The sequence below is a fragment of the Protofrankia sp. Cj3 genome (genome assembly GCF_917627355.1).
GTDB lineage: Bacteria > Actinomycetota > Actinomycetes > Frankiales > Frankiaceae > Protofrankia.
On sequence record NZ_CAKJTR010000044.1, the window covers coordinates 8,347 to 26,193 of the forward strand.

The 17,847-nt window shown below is 67.6% G+C and carries 14 protein-coding genes, 1 pseudogene and 1 riboswitch; of the genes and pseudogenes, 9 read left to right on the top strand and 6 right to left on the bottom strand.

Annotated features, from left to right (window positions below; translation table 11 throughout):
- Positions 1-638, top strand: a 638-nt coding sequence (mptB, locus tag MJ783_RS08500; protein WP_239309793.1) for a polyprenol phosphomannose-dependent alpha 1,6 mannosyltransferase MptB, incomplete at its 5' end; no start/stop codon positions are given.
- A gap of 76 nt (positions 639-714) precedes the next feature.
- A complete protein-coding gene (locus MJ783_RS08505; RefSeq protein WP_239309795.1) occupies positions 715-2,022 on the top strand; it encodes a glycosyltransferase 87 family protein in 1,308 nt (435 codons plus the stop codon).
- Here MJ783_RS08505 and MJ783_RS08510 read toward each other — a convergent pair.
- Both MJ783_RS08510 and MJ783_RS08515 read right to left on the bottom strand, forming a co-directional pair.
- Entirely contained in the window at positions 1,926-2,741 is an 816-nt protein-coding gene (locus tag MJ783_RS08510) for an HAD hydrolase family protein (protein ID WP_239309824.1), read from the bottom strand. The two genes, MJ783_RS08505 and MJ783_RS08510, sit on opposite strands and share 97 nt — an antisense overlap.
- Before the next feature lie 57 nt (positions 2,742-2,798).
- Positions 2,799-3,785: a glucosyl-3-phosphoglycerate synthase gene (locus MJ783_RS08515; RefSeq protein WP_239309797.1), complete on the bottom strand. Its 987-nt coding sequence runs from the start codon at positions 3,783-3,785 to the stop codon at positions 2,799-2,801.
- A gap of 30 nt (positions 3,786-3,815) precedes the next feature.
- Positions 3,816-3,933: riboswitch (SAM riboswitch) on the top strand.
- Positions 3,934-3,942: 9 nt separating this feature from the next.
- Here MJ783_RS08515 and thrC point away from each other — a divergent pair.
- From thrC to MJ783_RS08540, 6 genes are all read left to right on the top strand, one after another.
- The gene (thrC, locus tag MJ783_RS08520; protein WP_239309798.1) at positions 3,943-5,220 is read left to right on the top strand and encodes a threonine synthase; all 1,278 of its coding nucleotides are present in this window, start codon (positions 3,943-3,945) and stop codon (positions 5,218-5,220) included.
- A gap of 215 nt (positions 5,221-5,435) precedes the next feature.
- Positions 5,436-5,612, top strand: a complete 177-nt coding sequence (locus tag MJ783_RS23610) for a type II toxin-antitoxin system RelE/ParE family toxin (protein ID WP_370651565.1) — start codon at positions 5,436-5,438, stop codon at positions 5,610-5,612.
- Positions 5,613-5,758: 146 nt separating this feature from the next.
- Positions 5,759-5,896, top strand: a complete 138-nt coding sequence (locus MJ783_RS08525) for a hypothetical protein (RefSeq protein WP_239309800.1) — start codon at positions 5,759-5,761, stop codon at positions 5,894-5,896.
- Between the two features lie 385 nt (positions 5,897-6,281).
- The gene (gene groL, locus MJ783_RS08530; protein ID WP_239309802.1) at positions 6,282-7,904 is read left to right on the top strand and encodes a chaperonin GroEL; all 1,623 of its coding nucleotides are present in this window, start codon (positions 6,282-6,284) and stop codon (positions 7,902-7,904) included.
- Positions 7,905-8,094: 190 nt separating this feature from the next.
- A complete protein-coding gene (locus MJ783_RS08535) occupies positions 8,095-8,949 on the top strand; it encodes a phospholipid scramblase-related protein (protein ID WP_239309804.1) in 855 nt (284 codons plus the stop codon).
- Positions 8,950-9,027: 78 nt separating this feature from the next.
- Positions 9,028-9,603, top strand: coding sequence for a Uma2 family endonuclease (locus MJ783_RS08540; protein ID WP_239309806.1), 576 nt, complete (start codon positions 9,028-9,030; stop codon positions 9,601-9,603).
- Between the two features lie 240 nt (positions 9,604-9,843).
- Here the strand turns inward: MJ783_RS08540 and MJ783_RS08545 are convergent, their stop codons facing one another.
- The 4 genes from MJ783_RS08545 to MJ783_RS08560 all read right to left on the bottom strand — a co-directional run bounded on the left by MJ783_RS08545 (position 9,844) and on the right by MJ783_RS08560 (position 16,034).
- Positions 9,844-11,490 carry a DNA repair helicase XPB gene (locus tag MJ783_RS08545; RefSeq protein WP_239309808.1) on the bottom strand — a complete coding sequence of 549 codons (1,647 nt, stop codon included), beginning with the start codon at positions 11,488-11,490 and terminating at the stop codon, positions 9,844-9,846.
- 255 nt (positions 11,491-11,745) lie between these two features.
- Positions 11,746-14,358, bottom strand: a complete 2,613-nt coding sequence (locus MJ783_RS08550; RefSeq protein ID WP_239309809.1) for a helicase-associated domain-containing protein — start codon at positions 14,356-14,358, stop codon at positions 11,746-11,748.
- A 101-nt stretch (positions 14,359-14,459) separates the two neighbouring features.
- Complete coding sequence (locus MJ783_RS08555) at positions 14,460-14,915, bottom strand: hypothetical protein (protein ID WP_239309811.1); 456 nt, start codon at positions 14,913-14,915, stop codon at positions 14,460-14,462.
- Positions 14,916-15,272: 357 nt separating this feature from the next.
- Complete coding sequence (locus tag MJ783_RS08560; RefSeq protein ID WP_239309813.1) at positions 15,273-16,034, bottom strand: hypothetical protein; 762 nt, start codon at positions 16,032-16,034, stop codon at positions 15,273-15,275.
- A gap of 1,418 nt (positions 16,035-17,452) precedes the next feature.
- On the opposite strand from MJ783_RS08560, the pseudogene MJ783_RS08565 reads away from it, so the two are divergent.
- Positions 17,453-17,847: pseudogene (locus tag MJ783_RS08565) on the top strand (hypothetical protein); the annotation flags it as partial.

The following is a 17,847-nucleotide window of genomic DNA, read 5'->3' on the forward strand; positions in this document are numbered from 1 at the left end:
GTGCGCGTTCACGGCTGTGGGCGCGGCTGCGGCCGCTGGCGCGGGACGCCGGTGTTGTCAGCGCATCCGGGCTGCTCTTCGTGGTATTGATTCCAGACGGACTAGGCTGGTTACGTTCAGCGGCTACGCCTGCCGCTGGACTCACCCTGTACGCACCGACTGTCGGCCTCGCCGACGCTCTCACAAAACTGAACAACGTCACCAGCATGAAGATCAATTTTTCCCAGGCGCTGAACCTGACCCGAACCGCCGGCATCGTGCTCACCGCCGGGGTGATGCTGCGGCTGCTGGCGACCATCCGCGGGCGGGACCTCACCGCCACTGTCGGCTGGGGCCTGCTGACGCTGGCGATTCTCGGTCCCGTCCTCTACCCGTGGTACCTGGCCTGGGGGCTCATACCACTCGCGATGGCCGCTGACCGGGCCCGCACCAGCGCGCTCGGCGCGGTGTCGGCGGTCGGCGCGTTTCTCGCCCTTCCGCACTGCGAACTTCTGTTTGCCGACCTGCCCGGCGCCACGCCGTGGCTGCAGCGCCAGGCACCGTTCATCGCCATCAGCACTCTCGGCCTTGTTCTGATCTCTGTGGTCATCCTCACCCGACGGCGGGAGGGGTGGTCCACGACGGCTCTCAAGCGCTGACCCCCACGGCTGCTCGCGGCCGCGGGGGTCAGTCAGGATCCGGTCAGGACGGACGAACACGGGAAAGGGGGACAGCATGCGCGCGCGCCCGAACATGGCCACGATCCTGCTCGGAGCCAGCCTGCTCGGTCTGCTCGCGCTGCTCGCCCTCGGAACCCGGATCGATCTGGCGGTGTACCGGCTGGGCGGCGACGCGTTCCTGCACGGGCTGCCCTTGTACGACCAGATCATGCCGGGCACCGGCCTGCCCTTCACCTATCCGCCGTTCGCCGCGTTGCTCTTCGGTCCGCTCGCGGTCCTGCCGAAACCGGCGGCCCAGCTCATCTGGGCAGTCACCCTGCTGGCGTGCCTGGCTGCGCTGACCCGCCAGGTGCTCGCCGTGGCCCGGACCGGCCTGCTCACGTCCCGCCCGCTGCCGTTGGCGGTATTGGCCGCGGGCGTACTGGCCACCGAGCCGATCCGCAGCAACCTCGCCTATGGCCAGATCAACATTCCACTCATGCTGTTGATCATTATCGACCTGCGCCGCAGATCCGGGCCACTGCCCGCGGGCATACTGATCGGTATCGCCGGGGCGGTGAAGCTCACCCCACTGATCTTCATTCCCTACCTCCTCTGCACGGGAAGACGCCGGGACGCGGGCTGGGCCGCGCTCTCCTTCAGCGCCTGCTCCGCGCTCGCGGCCCTGGCCACACCCACTGACTCGGCGCGTTTCTGGACCCGGCTGGCACTCGACCCGTCCCACGTCGGTGGGGTCGCGTACGCGGGCAACCAGTCGCTGGCCGGGGTCGCGACCCGGCTCGCCGGTCATGCCATACACGATGAGACCTGGTTTCGGCTCGTGACACTGAGCACCGCGGCCGCCGGCATCGGACTGGCGGTGGCGGCCACCCGCCGCCATGAGCCCCTGCTCGGCTGGACGGTGTGCGGCATCACCGGACTGCTCGTCTCGCCGATCTCCTGGACCCACCACTGGCTGTGGGCACTGCCCGCCCTGGCCTGGCTGGCCGGCCCGGCCCGGCCGCGCGGGGGACGGTTCGCCGCACTCGGCGGCTTCGCCCTGCTCGTCCTCGCCCCGATGTGGTGGCTGCCGTACGAACATAACCGCGAGTACTCCTGGCATGGCTGGCAGCTGCTGATCGGGAACTCCTACACGATCGCGGCTGTCCTCTTCCTCCTCACGGTTCTCGGCCACCTCCTGCTCAGCCGTCCGGCCGCTGCCAGCACGGCCGCCGACGGCACGATTCCCGACCAGCCGGCCGGGCCGCTCATGCGGCCGGCGGCGGATCAGATAGTGGCAGGCCGCGCGGTCGGCAGCGCCGAGCGGACCGCGCTGGCCCAGCCAGAGCCAAACCCGCCATCCTCCACAACGACATTGTCGTAACCGGGCAGCAACGCGACGAGATCGCTGTGACGCAGCGCGTTCGCGACGAGGTGCATGCGCCCGACCTGGCCGGCCATGACCAGATCGCTGGCGGAATCGCCGATCGCGATCGCCTGCTCCGGCCGGAGCCCGCGACGGGCCAGGTCGAAGGCCACCGCGGCCCCCTTGCTGACGCCCTCGGGAACAAGATGGTAAATATGGGGAACATCATCCAGAGTGGGCATGACGGCCCGCGAGATGATGCCGTTGTCGCGGATGGTCAACCAGTCAAAGCCCTCCGCCACAAGCCATGCGTTCACCTCGGCCACCTCGATGTTGCCCCGCAGCATGACGTCAACCTCGCGGCCGGGGTCCCAGGGACGATACGCCTCCAGACGCCCCGGATACCGTTCGATCAGCGCGGTGAGGAGCGGATCCGGAATCCGGTCAAGATCGTCAGGCATGGCTCCGCGCAGGATCCGGCTGCCCCGCCCGTGGTCCCAGCCGACGATCGCGCCGAGTTCGGCTATGAAACCGTCCGCGCCGAAAATCGCGCTGGCCTCGACAAGCTGCGGTCGGGTCCGGCCGCTGACCAGCACCAGCGCGATGCCCGCCCGGTGCAGGCCGATAAGGGCGTGCGCCGGATCAAGGGTGGTGGAGTGATCCTCGTTCTGGAAGAAGCACCCGGACGGCCCGACCATGGTCCCATCAAGATCGGTATACACGACCCGGATGCCCATCAGCGATATCCTCCCGCTCACGCCGCCGGTAACCTGCTCCCGGCGTCAGCGACCTTCTCACGCCGTCGGCGACGGGTGATCTTCTACGGCACGTCGCCGACGAGACGTCCGGCGAGCGGCATACTCCGCAACTGTGATCATCGGGGCACGCTCATGCACCGCGACGCTGTGGGTATGCGGCTCAAGCCCACCGTCGCAGCGGCGGAACTGGGTCAGCGTCTGTCCCGGGACCGGGCTGTGGACACCGAGCCGACTCCACGCCGTCTGGATGATCTCGGCTGCCATGCGTCCGAGAGCCTCGTCGGACTGATGGCGGTGGATCTTTCGCCCGACCTCGACCTGTGCGATGGCATCCGCGCCCGCGACGGAGAAGACGTCCACCAGGTGGGCGAACTCGACTCCGTAGCCGGAGACGAACGGCAGCCGCTCCAGGAGGGCACGGCGACCGGCGAACTCTCCCGCAAGCGGTTGGATCAGCCCGGCAAGGTGCGGCCAGTACATGTTGAGCAGGGGCCGCGCGACCAGCTCGGTGACCCGGCCACCGCCGCCGGGCAGCAGGCCGCCCAGCAGTGGCCGATCATAGGAGGCCTTGACGTAGGAGACCTCGGCGTCGGTCAGCAGCGGCCCTAACAGCCCCGTCACCACCTGGGCGTCGAAGTCCTCCAGGTCAGCGTCGATGAAGACCACGATGTCCCCGGAGGCCGCGTACAGGGACTTCCAGAGGGCTTCGCCCTTGCCCGCGATCCGCCCGTAACCGGCGAGGATCTCCTCCTCCGCAATCACCGCCGCACCCGCGGCGGCCGCCTCGGTCGCGGTCGCGTCGACCGACCCCGGATCGATGACAATGATCTCGTCCACCAGAGGCACCGCAACAACAAGATCACGATTGATCGCGGAGACGATCCGCCCCACGGTGGCGGCCTCGTTCAACGCGGGCAGCACCACACTGATCGTTTCCGCCTTCCGCGCCAGCAGACCGACGGGCGAGAAGTCACGCCCGTCATACGTCCGACGCTCGAACCAACGGTGCACATCACGCCGCACTCGGTCTACAGTACGGGGACAACTTCATCCGGCTCATCCAGAGGGGCAGAGGGACCGGCCCAGTGAAGCCCCGGCAACCACCCGCATCCGTGCGCGGCAGGTGCTAATTCCGTCCTGAGACGCAATGGGCTCTCGGGGAAGATGAGGAGTTTCACATATGACCATCGCGCCCGAGCGCCCCGCAACGATCGATCCGGAATCCGCCGCCAATCCGGCGATCTCCCTGGCCTGCCGTCACTGCGGCGCCAGATCCCCGCTCGCCCCGACGCACGTCTGTGTCGAGTGTTTCGCCCCGCTGGAAATCGCCTACGACGAGTCCCTGCTGCGCCGCGTCACCCGGGCTTCCATCGAGGCCGGTCCCGCCAACCTGTGGCGTTACGTCGGCCTCCTTCCCGCCGGCCACGATCCCGCGCACCGGGTCTCCCTCGGGGCTGGCTGGACACCACTGCGCCCGGCCCCGAGGCTTGCCGAGGAGCTCGGCATCCGAACGTTGTGGATCAAAGATGACAGCGCGAACCCCACCCACTCGTTCAAGGACAGGGTCGTCTCGGTGGCGCTGTCAGCCGCCCGTGAGCACGGGTTCACCACCGTCGCCTGTGCCTCCACCGGCAACCTCGCCCAGTCCGTGGCAGCACATGCCGCTTCCGCTGGACTACGTTCAGTAGTACTTATCCCGCATGACCTCGAGGACGGCAAGACCGTGTCAACCGCCGTCTACGGCGGCACCCTGGTTGCGATCGACGGCAACTACGACGACGTCAACCGTTTGTGCAGCGAACTTTCCGGCGAGTACGAGTGGGCGTTCGTCAATGTCAATGTGCGGCCCTTCTACGCGGAGGGCTCCAAGACGCTGGGCTACGAGGTCGCCGAGCAGCTCGGCTGGCGGCTGCCGGAGCAGGTCGTGGTGCCCATCGCCTCCGGGTCGCTGTTGACCAAGATTGACAAGGCCTTCGGTGAGTTCGGCCGCCTCGGCCTGGTGGAACCGACGCCGTACCGGGTCTTCGGCGCCCAGGCTGCGGGCTGCAATCCGGTTGCCGCGGCCTTTGCCCGCGGAGCTGACACAGTGGCCCCGGTGAAACCGTCGACGATCGCCAAGTCGCTGTCGATCGGCAACCCCGCGGACGGCCCGTACGCGCTTGACGTGGCCCGGCGGACGGGCGGTGCGATCACCGACGCCACCGACCCCGAGATCGTCGACGGCATCCGGCTGCTCGCCCGCACCGAGGGCGTCTTCGGTGAGACCGCCGGCGGCGTCACCGTCGCCTGCCTGCGGCGGCTGTTGCGTGAGGGGCTGCTCGACCCCGATGCCGAGACCGTCATCTTCAACACCGGGGACGGCCTGAAGACCCTCGATCCGCTCATGTCGCAGGGCCGGCCGACCGCGACCATCCGCCCGTCACTGATCGCGTTCGAAGCAGCCGGCCTTGGTGACTGAGGAACCTGGGACGCCGCCGGTTGCGGCTGACAAGCCTGGGCTACGTGGAACGGTTGCAGCCGTTAACCGCGGCCTTGGACAACGCGCGGCAACATGGGATGGCCTACAAGCCGAGCCCGACTGAGCGCGACCTACAAGTATCGAGTGGTCAAGGCCGCCGCCGCCCGCTGCTTCCGCCGGCTGCCTCGCAGGTCCAACAACGCTGACACCCGGCCATCAACCGCCTCGTCGACGACCCCAGAGCATCTGAGACCACAGCGCTCGAAGGCCACCCCGGAACGTTACGGATCAGGATCGCAGACTGCCGCGTGATCTATGAAATGCAGGATGATGTCCTTGTTGTCCTCATCGTTCGTGTTGCACATCGTCGCGAGGTCTACTGTCGGACCTGACGCTCCGCATCCATAACAGGCTGCAGAGCGCCTGGCAGGCAAGGTCGGTCGGCCTACGATGTGGATCCAGCGGCGGTCGGGCTAACATGTGCACCCTACACGAACAAATGTTCGACTTTGGGGGCGTTTCGGACTATCGTTGATCTATGCAGAGCGCCACCGCCACCGACCCAGCCCGAGAGCATCCAATGCTCGCCGGGCTGGACGCGGTCGCCACTGGTGTGGACGCCCTGACGCAGGCGACAGTCTGGTCGCTGTCCGACGCCGAGCTGCTCACCGCATGAATCCCCCCGGCCTGGATCGACCCGACCCGCACACCCCGACGCAGCCCCTACCGCCGCACGATCGACGGCAACCGGGACAGCACCGGAGAGGATCTCTTCGGCGGTGGTCCCTGACACCGGGTGGTGGAGGCATCGCGGCACCGAGGATTCGCCCGCGGTTCATGGGCCGTATGACAGCAGCCGGTCGGCCCCCGCCCGCGGCCCCGCGGCGGCACGCCGCGACAGGGGGCGAGCTTGCACTCACCCATCTCGAGTGCTAAACAGGAGCTGGCACTCACCAGCTCCGAGTGCCAAGGCTGAGCGACGAGGCCAGCTGGCCGTCCGTCGCGGGCGTCGTCTTGGCCAGGTCATTGAACAGCCATTCCCCTGGGAGGACCCCGACACCATGCCGAAGATCATTGCCTTCGATGAGGAGGCACGGCGCGGCCTGGAGCGCGGCATGAACCAGCTGGCCGACGCCGTAAAGGTCACGCTCGGCCCGAAGGGTCGCAACGTCGTTCTGGAGAAGAAGTGGGGCGTCCCCACAATCACCAACGACGGCGTGAGCATCGCCAAGGAGATCGAGCTCGAGGATCCGTACGAGAAGATCGGTGCGGAGCTCGTCAAGGAAGTCGCGAAGAAGACGAACGACGTCGCGGGTGATGGCACCACCACCGCGACCATTCTCGCCCAGGCGCTGGTCCGTGAGGGTCTGCGCAACGTGGCGGCCGGCGCGAACCCGCTGGGCCTGAAGAAGGGCATCGAGGTCGCGGTCGAACGCGTCTCGGAGGAGCTCTCCAAGCAGGCCAAGGAGGTCGAGACCAAGGAGCAGATCGCGTCCACCGCGTCCATCTCCGCGGGCGACCCCGCGATCGGCGCGCTGATCGCCGAGGCGCTGGACAAGGTCGGCAAGGAAGGCGTAGTCACCGTCGAGGAGAGCAACACCTTCGGTCTCGAGCTCGAGCTCACTGAGGGCATGCGCTTTGACAAGGGCTACATCTCGCCGTACTTCGTCACCGACGCCGACCGCCAGGAAGCCGTCCTCGACGACCCGTACGTGCTCATCGTCAACAGCAAGATCGCTGCGGTCAAGGACCTGCTCCCGCTGCTGGAGAAGGTCATGCAGGCCGGCAAGCCGCTGGCCATCATCTCCGAGGACGTCGAGGGTGAGGCCCTGGCCACCCTGGTCGTCAACAAGATCCGCGGTACCTTCAAGAGCGTCGCGGTGAAGGCCCCCGGCTTCGGTGACCGCCGCAAGGCCCTGCTCGGCGACATCGCCATCCTCACCGGTGGCCAGGTCATCTCCGAGGACGTCGGCCTCAAGCTGGAGAGCACCACGCTCGACCTGCTCGGCAAGGCCCGCAAGTTCGTCGTCACCAAGGACGAGACCACCATCGTCGAAGGCGCCGGCGACCCCGACCAGATCGCCGGTCGGGTCAGCCAGATCCGTGCCGAGATCGAGAAGTCGGACTCCGACTACGACCGCGAGAAGCTGCAGGAGCGGCTGGCCAAGCTCGCCGGTGGCGTCGCGGTCATCAAGGTCGGTGCCGCGACCGAGGTCGAACTGAAGGAGAAGAAGCACCGCATCGAGGACGCCGTCTCGAACGCGAAGGCCGCGGTCGAGGAGGGCATCGTCGCTGGCGGTGGCGTCGCGCTGCTCCAGGCGTCGGTCACGGCGTTCGAGAAGCTCGACCTGGCCGGGGACGAGGCAACCGGGGCGAACATCGTCCGGCTGGCTCTCGAGGCGCCGATCAAGCAGATCGCCTACAACAGCGGTCTCGAAGGCGGCGTCGTGGTCGACAAGGTCCGTCACCTGCCTGCCGGCCATGGCCTGAACGCGGCCACCGGTGAGTACGTCGACCTGATCGCCACCGGCATCATCGACCCGGCCAAGGTCACCCGTTCCGCGCTGCAGAACGCCGCGTCCATCGCCGGGCTGTTCCTTACCACCGAGGTCGTCATCGCCGACAAGCCGGAGAAGAACCCGGCCCCGGCGGTTCCCGGTGGCGGCGGTGACATGGACTTCTGAGTCCACGGTTCGAGGTTCGGCCCTCCGGTCTGAACTGGTCGTAAGCCGGCCGGCGATAAGCCAGCCGGTGGTGGGCGCAAAGGGGTGGTCCTGTTTCGGGGCCGCCCCTTTGCCATGGCACGATTAGCACATCAATCACCATGCGCGATGGGCGATTGCGACCGGCAAGACTTGTGGGAGTGTGCACAACATGACCCAGACCATGCCACCGGCCGGCTGGTACCCGGATCCCTCCGGCCAGCATCCTTTTCGCTACTGGGACGGCGGGTTATGGACCGACCAGGTGAGTAGCACCCAGCCGGGGGCGTCCGCTGGAGTGCCCCCACAGGGCTGGGGAAGTCCCCAGGGTTACCAGCCGGAACCTGTCCGGACCAACTACACCCCGGATCGGATCCGGCGCCAAGTGCGGGAAGGGGCAGGCCTGAGCCCCGTCCACAGCGGACAGGGGACGCTCTTCACCGAACCGGTCCTCGTGGTCAACCAGAAGACCAAACTCATCGAGCTGACAAACGAGTACGCGGTGTTCGACCAGTCCGGTAACCAGATCGGATCGGTCGTCGAGGTCGGTCAGAGCACCATCAAGAAAGCGGTGCGATTCGTCAGCTCACTCGATCAGTTCTTCACCCACCGGCTCGAGGTCCGCGACAGCGCCGGAGTTCCGCAACTCGTCCTGACCAGGCCGGCGAAGCTCCTCAAATCGAGGGTGATCGTCTCTCGGCCGGACGGAGCCGAGATCGGTGACATCGTCCAACAGAACGTCTTCGGAAAGATCCGCTTTGCCCTGCAAAGCGCTGGCGCCCCTGTCGGCATGATCAAAGCAGAGAACTGGCGGGCGTGGAACTTCTCAATCGTCGACCACACCGACACCGAGATAGCCCGGGTGACCAAGACCTGGGAGGGCTTGGCCCGCACGATGTTCACGACCGCTGACAATTACGTGGTGCAGATCCACCGGCCGATCACCGACCCGCTGTGCAGTCTGGTGGTCGCCTCCGCGCTGACCATCGACACCGCGCTCAAGCAGGACTCCCGTGGTTTGGGCTGAGTCCGGATACCGGCGCCGGAGGTTTCGACAGCCGAGGCTGGAAGCGGCACCATTACTGGAGTGATCCAGCCTGGTTCCATGCCGCGCTCGCACCGCCCCACCATGGTGCTGCCCGCCCCACCGCTGACCGTCGCCGACCTCGACGAGCTCGGCCTTGAAGATCCTCGCTTCGAGCTCATCGACGGGATGTGCCTGATCCGCGCATGGCCGACACCGTTGGAGACCAGGGTAACCAAGCGTCTTGTCCGGCTGCTCATCGAGGCGACCCCCTCGCACATGCGCGTCCACACCCGGGGGGTCAGCCTTCGCGTTGAGCCCCGCAGCGAGATCGTGCCCGACATCATTGTGGCGGCAGCGGCTGACGACGACCGTCCCCGCCGCATCACCGATCTGCCACTGCTGGTCGTGGAAGTCGCCGAGATCAACAACCGTCGCTACGACCAAACCCTGAAATTCGACGTCTACCGTGACCGCGGTGTCCCCAGCTACTGGCTGGTCGACCCCGGCACCCCGAGTATCGACGCCTACGATCTTGTCAGCGGGGCCTACGTCCGGGCCGGGTCCGCGGTCGGGTCACAGGAACTCACCGTGACCAGCCCAGTTGCCTGCACGATCATCCCGGCAAGCCTGATCGACCCTCCACAACCAGAATGACGACTTGTCCAGATCATGTTGGCAGAGATCACATTGTCTCGGATCACCCGGACAAAAGACCAGACCGGACAAGAGACCAGAACTGACTCCAGGACGCATCTGATAGATGTTGGTCGATGCAGGCATCGACAGCAGGGACCCGCACGGACGCGAAGCGTTCGTGCGGGGGGCGAAGCGACCGAAGATCTATCAGACAGGCCCTGCCGCGCCGCTGTTGCCGGTCGCTCTAAGCTCTCAGTTCTAAGCTGGATCGGGGATGTCGTCCGCGTCCACGATGGTGTAGGCGTAGCCCTGCTCCGCCAGAAAACGCTGGCGATGCGCGGCGTACTCCTGATCGATCGTGTCCCGGGAGACCACCGTGTAGAAATGCGCGCCACGGCCGTCCGCCTTGGGGCGCAACACCCGCCCAAGGCGCTGCGCCTCCTCCTGGCGTGACCCGAAGGTCCCGCTCACCTGGATGGCGACCCCGGCCTCGGGCAGGTCGATCGACACGTTGGCGACCTTTGAGACGACCAAGGTCATGATTTCTCCGCTGCGGAACGCCTCGAACAGACGCTCACGCTCCCGGTTACGGGTCGACCCCTGAATGACCGGGGCGTTGAGCAGCTCGCCAAGTTGATCAAGCTGATCAAGATAAGCACCGATGACGAGCACCCGGTCGCCCGCGTGTCGTTCGACCAACCGCCGCACGACCGCCCGCTTGCTATAAGCGGTCGCGCACATCCGATAACGCTCTTCAGCCTCCGCCACCGCATAGGCCATCCGCTCGTCCTCGGTGAGTGTCACCCGCACCTCGGTGCACTCAGCCGGAGCGATCCAGCCCTGGGCCTCGATCTCACGCCACGGAGCGTCGTACCGTTTGGGACCGATCAGGGAGAAGACGTCGCCCTCGCGTCCGTCCTCTCGGACCAGCGTCGCGGTCAGACCGAGCCGCCGCCGGGACTGGATGTCAGCGGTCATCCGGAAAACCGGCGCGGGTAGCAGATGCACCTCGTCGTAGACGATCAATCCCCAGTCACGGGCACCGAACAGATCCAGATGCAGGTACTCGCCCTTGCGACGGGCAGTCATCACCTGGTAGGTGGCGATCGTGACGGGCCGGATCTCCTTGCGTTCACCCGAGTACTCGCCGATCTCGTCCTCGGTGAGCGACGTCCGCTTCAGCAGTTCCGTGCGCCACTGCCGGCCGGCCACCGTGTTGGTGACCAGGATGAGGGTCGTGGTACGGGCATGGGCCATCGCGGCGGCACCAACGATGGTCTTGCCAGCGCCGCTGGGCAGCACCACCACGCCCGAACCGCCCTCCCAGAAACCCGCGACCGCGCCCTTCTGGTAGCCGCGCAGCTCCCAGCCGTCCTGGCGCAGTTCGATCGGATGCGCCTCCCCGTCGACGTAACCGGCGCAGTCCTCAGCCGGCCAGCCGACCTTGAGCAACGCCTGCTTGAGCCGTCCCCGCTCGGACGGGTGCACCGCGACCGTGTCCTCGTCGAGGCGCTGGCCCAGCAGCGGCAGGACCTTCTTGGAACGGATGACCTCGGTGAGCACCGCGCGGTCGATGGTCCGCAGGACCAGGCCCCGCTGCGGATCGTTCTCCAGCCGCAGACGGCCGTAACGGTCCATCGTGTCGGCAATGTCGACGAGCAGCGCGTGCGGGACCGCGTAACGGGAGAAGCGAACAAGTGCGTCGACGACCTGCTCCGCGTCATGACCGGCAGCCCTGGCGTTCCAGAGTGCCAACGGAGTGATCCGGTAGGTGTGCATATGCTCGGGGGAGCGTTCCAGCTCCGCGAACGGGGCGATCGCCGCCCGCGCGTCCGTGGCCAGTGGATGGTCGACTTCCAGCAACATGGTCTTGTCCGACTGGACAATCAATGGACCATCAGCCACTTCTCACCGACCTCCCAAAACTTCTCGTGACCTCTGGACGCGCGCTGCCTCTGTCAACCTGAACCGAACCCGCCCAGCAATTCTTGCATGTTCGCCGGCAGCTGAGCCGAAGGCCTCATGACAGCCCGGACGCGAGGATCCCCAGCGGGAAAACGGGCCCGTGGCAGCTGCAACCAGGGACGCACCGCCCGTGCACCACCCGCCGCCGAACCGACAAGCCCACGAAGCACCAAGCCCACAAAGCGGCAGCTGCCGTCATGACAGGTCCGTAACGTCCTCCGGATCCAGGAATTCCGGGTATTGCCGGTCTGGTACCGGCATCGACCCGACCGTTCCGGCATCGGCAAGAGCGCCGGCCATACCGCCTTCGGTGACGCCCGGCAGAGTATCCGCGGCACTCAGCTCGACCGCCCAGCCGTAATCGGTGAACCCAGCGGCCGGGAGCACATCCTCAACGTCCATGACACCGGTGACGCGGTGCAGCGCGAAGCGCCGGGTTGTCGTGGCACGCTCATCCCACACGGTCACCCAACCCCCATCAACAACCATCGGACGAACAATACGTTCGCTCGACTTCCCCTGTTGATCAACATAGCCAAGCAACATTCGGCGGCCGGTCCGCGCCGCTCCCTGCAGAGTCACCAGGATCAGCGGAGCCGTTCGCACCATCCGGTCGGGCACCGAACCGATCGCGGCGCTGGCCGCACGGGCCGCGCGGGCACTGTCGTCGCCACGACGAACCATCCGTACCACATCTCGGAACTGCTCGTTGCGAACACCCACGGACTCCGCGCTACTCGGGCGCGGCCGGCCGGGCGTTCTGTGCACCTCCGGTCGGTGCAGGACCACACGTCCGTCCGGCCCTTCACCGACCGGGGCGAACCCGGCCGCGCGCAGGCCCTCCAGCAGCTTGGGCAGAGGCAGCGCGGAGATCACCACGGTGGGCGCGACCCGCCGCAGCCCGAGCGTCTGGGTTCGCCGCGAGGCGACCACCTCCGCGAGCACAGCGGTGTCGTCGCAGCGCAGATATGCCATGGCGGGCCCCGCCCGCAACCGGCCATGACGACGAGCAACATCATTTATAAGATAGTCCAGCGTCTGCGGAATACCCCCGCGAGCGACCCGGGCCAGAAAGTCGCGAATATCCTCGATGACCCGACCGGCATCCAGCGCACGCCGCAGGGATGCTTCAGAGAAGCGGAAGACCGTTGCCGCACCGGCCGACTCGACGTCGGCCATCTGCGTGAGCTCCGCGGCGATCTCCGGCACCAGCGGGCCCGGGGCCACCGCGGTGAGGTCAGCCTGCACCAGAAGTTCGCTGACCGGCTCGGGCAACATCGGGCTGAGCGCGGCAGCCAGGTCCGAGCGGCTGGCTCCGTCCCCGTCCTTGCCCTCGCCGCGGACCAGCGCCCGCCCCGCCGAGGACAGCGCACCGCGCCCGGTGACACCGAGCAGATCCGCTTCGGTGAACGTCCAGTCGATCATGCGGTCCAGCAGCGGCCCACCCCGGCGAGGCATCCGCCACGCAAGCAGGGCCCGCACCGATTCGGCCGTCGGCGCAAGCCCCACCGGCACCGTCGCGAAGGCGTCCAGCACGAGGCGGCGCAGCTCGGGTGCGTGCTGGCGGCGCAGTTCGACGGAGAGCGCGGCAAGCTGACGGCCCTTGTCGTCGCGCTCCCCCACCAGGCCCGACACCTGCGGAGAACACAGCCAGGCCTCGACCAGCGTGGCCCAACGCATCGCGGGAGTGTCCACACACCACCTGTCATAGGCGGTTGTAGGCATGATCATTACATCGGCCCCGGGAGCGGTGTCCACCAGCCCCGCCGCGTAGGCGGTCTCAATCACCAGCGCCGCGGTCGGTTCGGCGACATCGAGCAGCCTCGCGGCCGTACGGAAGTCCCGGACGCTCAGGCCACCGGTGCGCAACGGGGTGGGCGGGGCCGTGCCCCAGGCTTCCAGCAGTGTCGTCACCAGACGGATCATCGTGTCGGCGGCGAGGGCAGCTGTACCGTCCACCTGAACACAATCGATCGTCTTGCCGGTCAGGACCGGCGGTTCGGGATGCAGCACCCCGCCCGGACGGTCGCCACGCAGCGCGAGCCCGACCTCCCGAGGGAGTTCAACCATGGTCTCGTCGATGCCGATGAGCAGCCCCCTGGCCAGCAGCTGCTCCACCGGTGTGTGAGCGTCGGACGCGGCGAGCAGCCGTCGCGCGTCGCCCGTGTGCCCGAGCGCCGGCCCGGCGGCGAGCCGGTCGAGAAGCTGGCGAGCCCGTGGACCGCATTCCTCGACGAGAGCCGCAACCCGATCCGGGGCGGCCAGCGCGGCGCTCAGTTCGTCAAGGAGAGAGCCGCGGCCCGCTCCGCCCCGGTCCCGCTGGGAAGCGACACCGACCGCCAGCGCGAGGCGCGCGAGGTGCGTGTGCCGGTGACCGGCCACACACACACGTAATGGCCGGCCGAGGCCGAGCGGGCGCTCACCGAGAAGGTCACGGGCCATTGCGACGAGCCGGATGGCGCTGTCATCCCCCCAGATCAGCGCCCGCTCGCGCAATGTCACCAGCGCTGCCGCCACGGCCGCGGTCCCGCAGAACCCACATAGATCATCGATGCTCACTGGCGCCGGAAGCAGCGTCAGTGCCTCACAGACCTCGAGGGTGAACGTGTCAAGCCGCTCCAGCGCGCGCGTCACGCTCACCCGGATCTCCAGGCGGGCGGCGAGGACGTCGAAGTCGGGCGGCGGCGGCGTGGCCAGATCAGGACGCAGCGTGAAAAGCCGAGTCAGCTCGTCGTCAGAAAGGCCTCGCAGCCACCCGGCCGCAGTGGAGGAGACGTCAGCTCCGTCCGCCGACATGGACACCCTCATGACAGTATCCCGCCGACGGCCCAGGAATTCAGGGGGCCGACGGCACGGAAGAACAATGATCGCACCACCATCGGCCCGCTGGGTACAGGAGCCGGCACGCCCTACCGCCCACCATGATCAGACGCGTCGGCACCCAGGACGGGAAACCGCCCGACACCCACTTCGGCCGTGCCCACCTGATCGAGAACCCAGCCTCCGCTGACATCAAAACGGAGTACGGCCACCGCTGGATCAAGATCAATATCACGTGGCAGGAGCGCGGCGAACGCCCAGTCCGGCGGGCCGGTGGAAATTCTGATCGAAGTCACCTGAAGCCGGCCCGGGGGGACAAGCGCGACCAACGGGCTCGCGAAGACCGCTCGCGCTATCGCGTCGATCTCGTCCGCGGTCGGCGCCCGACCGGGCGGAGCGGGGAATCGGTTAAGATCGAATTCGCCTGGGATACTGGTCCCGGCGTAACCGCCGGGATCGGCGATGGGTGTGTCCGCTGCCCGACGCGCGACCGGACGGATGACACGCGGACCAGTAGCATGTTGACGTGCGGGATGTGGACGCACAGGCCCTCCTGCCGCGGGTGACAGGCTGCGACGATACCCAGCCGACATCACGTGAAGCCGCGCACTGTGTGACAGAATGCGACAGACTCGTCGATGCCGATTCGACACGCGAATGCCTCCGAACGCAAGAGCCTGGCGTCAAATGTTTTCCGCAACAGTAGAACATAAATCAAAAACCTGCGGCTAAGAGCGCCCGGCAATAGGGGTGTGGATCAAGGAGTGGGATTGGGGCGCCTGCCCCAGCCCCACGACGTCACAGCTTCTGTTGCCGAGCACCCTAAGTACCTTTTTCGGCTGTTTTTCCGCTTTATCCTGATCGTGCTGGCAGACCGTCACGTGTTCCTGCGATACCACCGGTCAACGCAACTTCCCCGCAGTGTCGACCAGGAACGTCAGATGATGATCGCGTGCCCAGTTGCCAACCCGTGACTGTGCGCTCGCCGACCCCGGCGCCGCAAGCGCCTGCCCGACAGAGAAGCCAACGATCAAAAAGATTACGACAAGAAGCAGATTCACTACGATTCCAACCGGACGCCCGCGGGTTCCCGCACCCGCGGATCGCGCGGTGCCGGACACAACCTCCACACCGGACGGAACCGACTGAGCGAAATCGGCGGCGAAATCCTCGACCGGTCGGGAACCCGTACCGCCGGACCCAGCGCGCGCGTCGGCCCGGCCTTCCGTGACCCGCGGATCCCAGGCCGCGGCCGTCGCCCCCGCGCCCGTCCCGTCGCCGTTCCCAGGAATCCTGGCAAACTGCCCGGTGCTGTCGATCTCCTCCTGGTCGGTCTGGTCGGTCTGGTCGAATCGGTCCACCCGGTCGGCCGAAGCCGCCCCGTGGCCGGCAGGTTCTGTGGCACGGGACGGGTCACCAACGCCCGTCCGGCGGGAACCCGTCGCCGCGCTCCTGCCCGCCACGGCGGAAGCCGGCCCCAGCCCACCCCCAGCCGGTGGCATGGGTGACCCGGGCAGCACCCCCGGCCTGGCCGCGGCGACCGGCTTCGGCGCGTCGCGACCGCGAGCCGGGAACGGGTCGAAGCCCTCCGTCGGAGGACCGGTGTAAGGCCTCGGCCCTGTGACGGTGCCGTTGACGGCGCCTGGTCCAGGAACCTCTGCCATCCGGCCACGGGCGTCCGGTCCGGGCCCAGGCACGGGCCCAGGCACGGAGCGGCGACCGAACCGATGATCAACACCTTCCGCCACGGACGCCGTGACCGGCCTGCGCACAACCGTGGTCGTGTCCAGCGGGTCAGGGGCACTCGGCAACGCGCGACCACCGTCCACCGTGGCGGTAACGCCAGTGGCTCCACCCGGCAGGTATGCGGCCGGACGATCGCCGGCCCCACCCACCCTGCCAGCGACGGGCCGTCCGAGCTGGTCGGTGCGTCCAGGCAGCGTGCCAAAAGCCACCATGCGCCGGCCCGCGCTGACCGGTCGCCCGCGACGGACCGGATCACCGGCGCGGACCGGCGATGGGCCAAGTGGCTGGACAGGCGAGCCGGGCCGCTCGCCAGCAGCGGGCTGGGAGCCAGGAATCAGGGGCCGCGGCCCGCTCGACTCCGGATACCGCGGACGCCCCGAGTGGCCGGGACGCCGCGTGGTGGCATCGTCACCACGCGGCGTCCCGCGCGAATTCACCCAGGGGTCACCTCGAGGATCATCTCGTCGGTCGCCCCGGGGGTCGGGGTCTCCTCGGACCACGCGGGCATCCTCCGGTCACACGCGCACGGCACTGGTTGTGTCGATGTCGTCAGAACAGCGAGATTCAGCGTATCCGCAACAAGTTCAAGTAGCACAACACGCCCCACCCCACCCGAACGAATCTTCACTTTCACCTGATCGCCCAAGCGTGCGCCCAACCGACCACAGTGAGGTGGGTGCAGCGTGCGCCGGATGGCCACCCGCCTGTCAACAACCAGCCCCGGTGTGCCAGCCCGAGCCCAACCGAGGACACGAGCAGACCGCCCGCGACGCCCGCCCATGGCCCGTCGATAGTGGCCTCCAGCAGTGCCGTCCGCACCCGGCTCAGCGTTGGCAGCGCGAGGCCCGCCACGCCATGTGATGATTCGCGGTCACGGTGAACCCGCGAGCGCTTTGGCAACCGCACTTCTCCGAGCATTATGAAACGTGTTGGGGACAGTCCGAAGCGCAGCTGGGAGGCTACTGAAAACGCCTTCACAGGCGCCTTCCCGGGCTGCGTGACCATCTGCTCGGGGCAGCGGCCTCGTCATCGTCCGGTCGTCACAGTCTGTGAATCAGGCGACCCGGCAGCCAAAGCGGCCACGACGTTCGCCATCGTGTGACGGGCCAGTGAGTCAGTGGGTCGGCCACTCGGGCAGCTGGATGTTCGGACAGGAGAACAGGTTGACGAGCTTCAGACACTTTCTCACGGGTACCGGCACGGCGTACCCGGCGGTTGCCGTAACCGTCGACACCGCATTGACCACGTCGGGACGATGCTCCCCACGCGCCGCGTCTCAGCCGACTGTTGGTCGCGTTTCAGTCTTCGCTCAGCTTGTGAGGGGAAGGTTTCTACCATGAACACGCGGCCCCCCTTCACCTCCCCGGATGGACGTTCCTCGGACTCGCGGGCGCCTGACGGCGGCGACGGCGTCCGCTCCGGGCAGGACACCCCGGTCTGGACGGCACCGGAGGTGGAGCCATACCCCGCCACTCACCAGACTGCCGTGCAGCCGGCGGCAAGGAGCGGCCTGGGTGACGCCGAACCCGAACGACCAGCGGCAGCGGCGGCAGCAGGATCTTCCGCATCGACTACCGCGGCTCCCCAGACACGCCCTGAGCGGGACTCGGCCGAGTCGTCCAGCCGGGCCTGGTGGGGAACGCCGTGGAACCCGCCGGGCACGAGCGTCCCCGACGACTCGTCGACCATGGTCGACGCGGGCGGTGGCGCGAACTCCGGATACCCGGGCGG

What these genes read in the sequence shown, in the direction of transcription:
- MJ783_RS08505 (WP_239309795.1), top strand. Translation starts at nt 715, where the DNA reads ATGCGCGCGCGCCCGAACATGGCCACGATCCTGCTCGGAGCCAGCCTG.
- MJ783_RS08560 (WP_239309813.1), bottom strand. Translation starts at nt 16,034, where the DNA reads ATGGCAGAGGTTCCTGGACCAGGCGCCGTCAACGGCACCGTCACAGGG.
- MJ783_RS08540 (WP_239309806.1), top strand. Translation starts at nt 9,028, where the DNA reads ATGCCGCGCTCGCACCGCCCCACCATGGTGCTGCCCGCCCCACCGCTG.
- MJ783_RS08525 (WP_239309800.1), top strand. Translation starts at nt 5,759, where the DNA reads ATGCAGAGCGCCACCGCCACCGACCCAGCCCGAGAGCATCCAATGCTC.
- MJ783_RS08510 (WP_239309824.1), bottom strand. Translation starts at nt 2,741, where the DNA reads ATGGGCATCCGGGTCGTGTATACCGATCTTGATGGGACCATGGTCGGG.
- MJ783_RS08535 (WP_239309804.1), top strand. Translation starts at nt 8,095, where the DNA reads ATGACCCAGACCATGCCACCGGCCGGCTGGTACCCGGATCCCTCCGGC.
- thrC (WP_239309798.1), top strand. Translation starts at nt 3,943, where the DNA reads ATGACCATCGCGCCCGAGCGCCCCGCAACGATCGATCCGGAATCCGCC.
- MJ783_RS08550 (WP_239309809.1), bottom strand. Translation starts at nt 14,358, where the DNA reads ATGAGGGTGTCCATGTCGGCGGACGGAGCTGACGTCTCCTCCACTGCG.
- groL (WP_239309802.1), top strand. Translation starts at nt 6,282, where the DNA reads ATGCCGAAGATCATTGCCTTCGATGAGGAGGCACGGCGCGGCCTGGAG.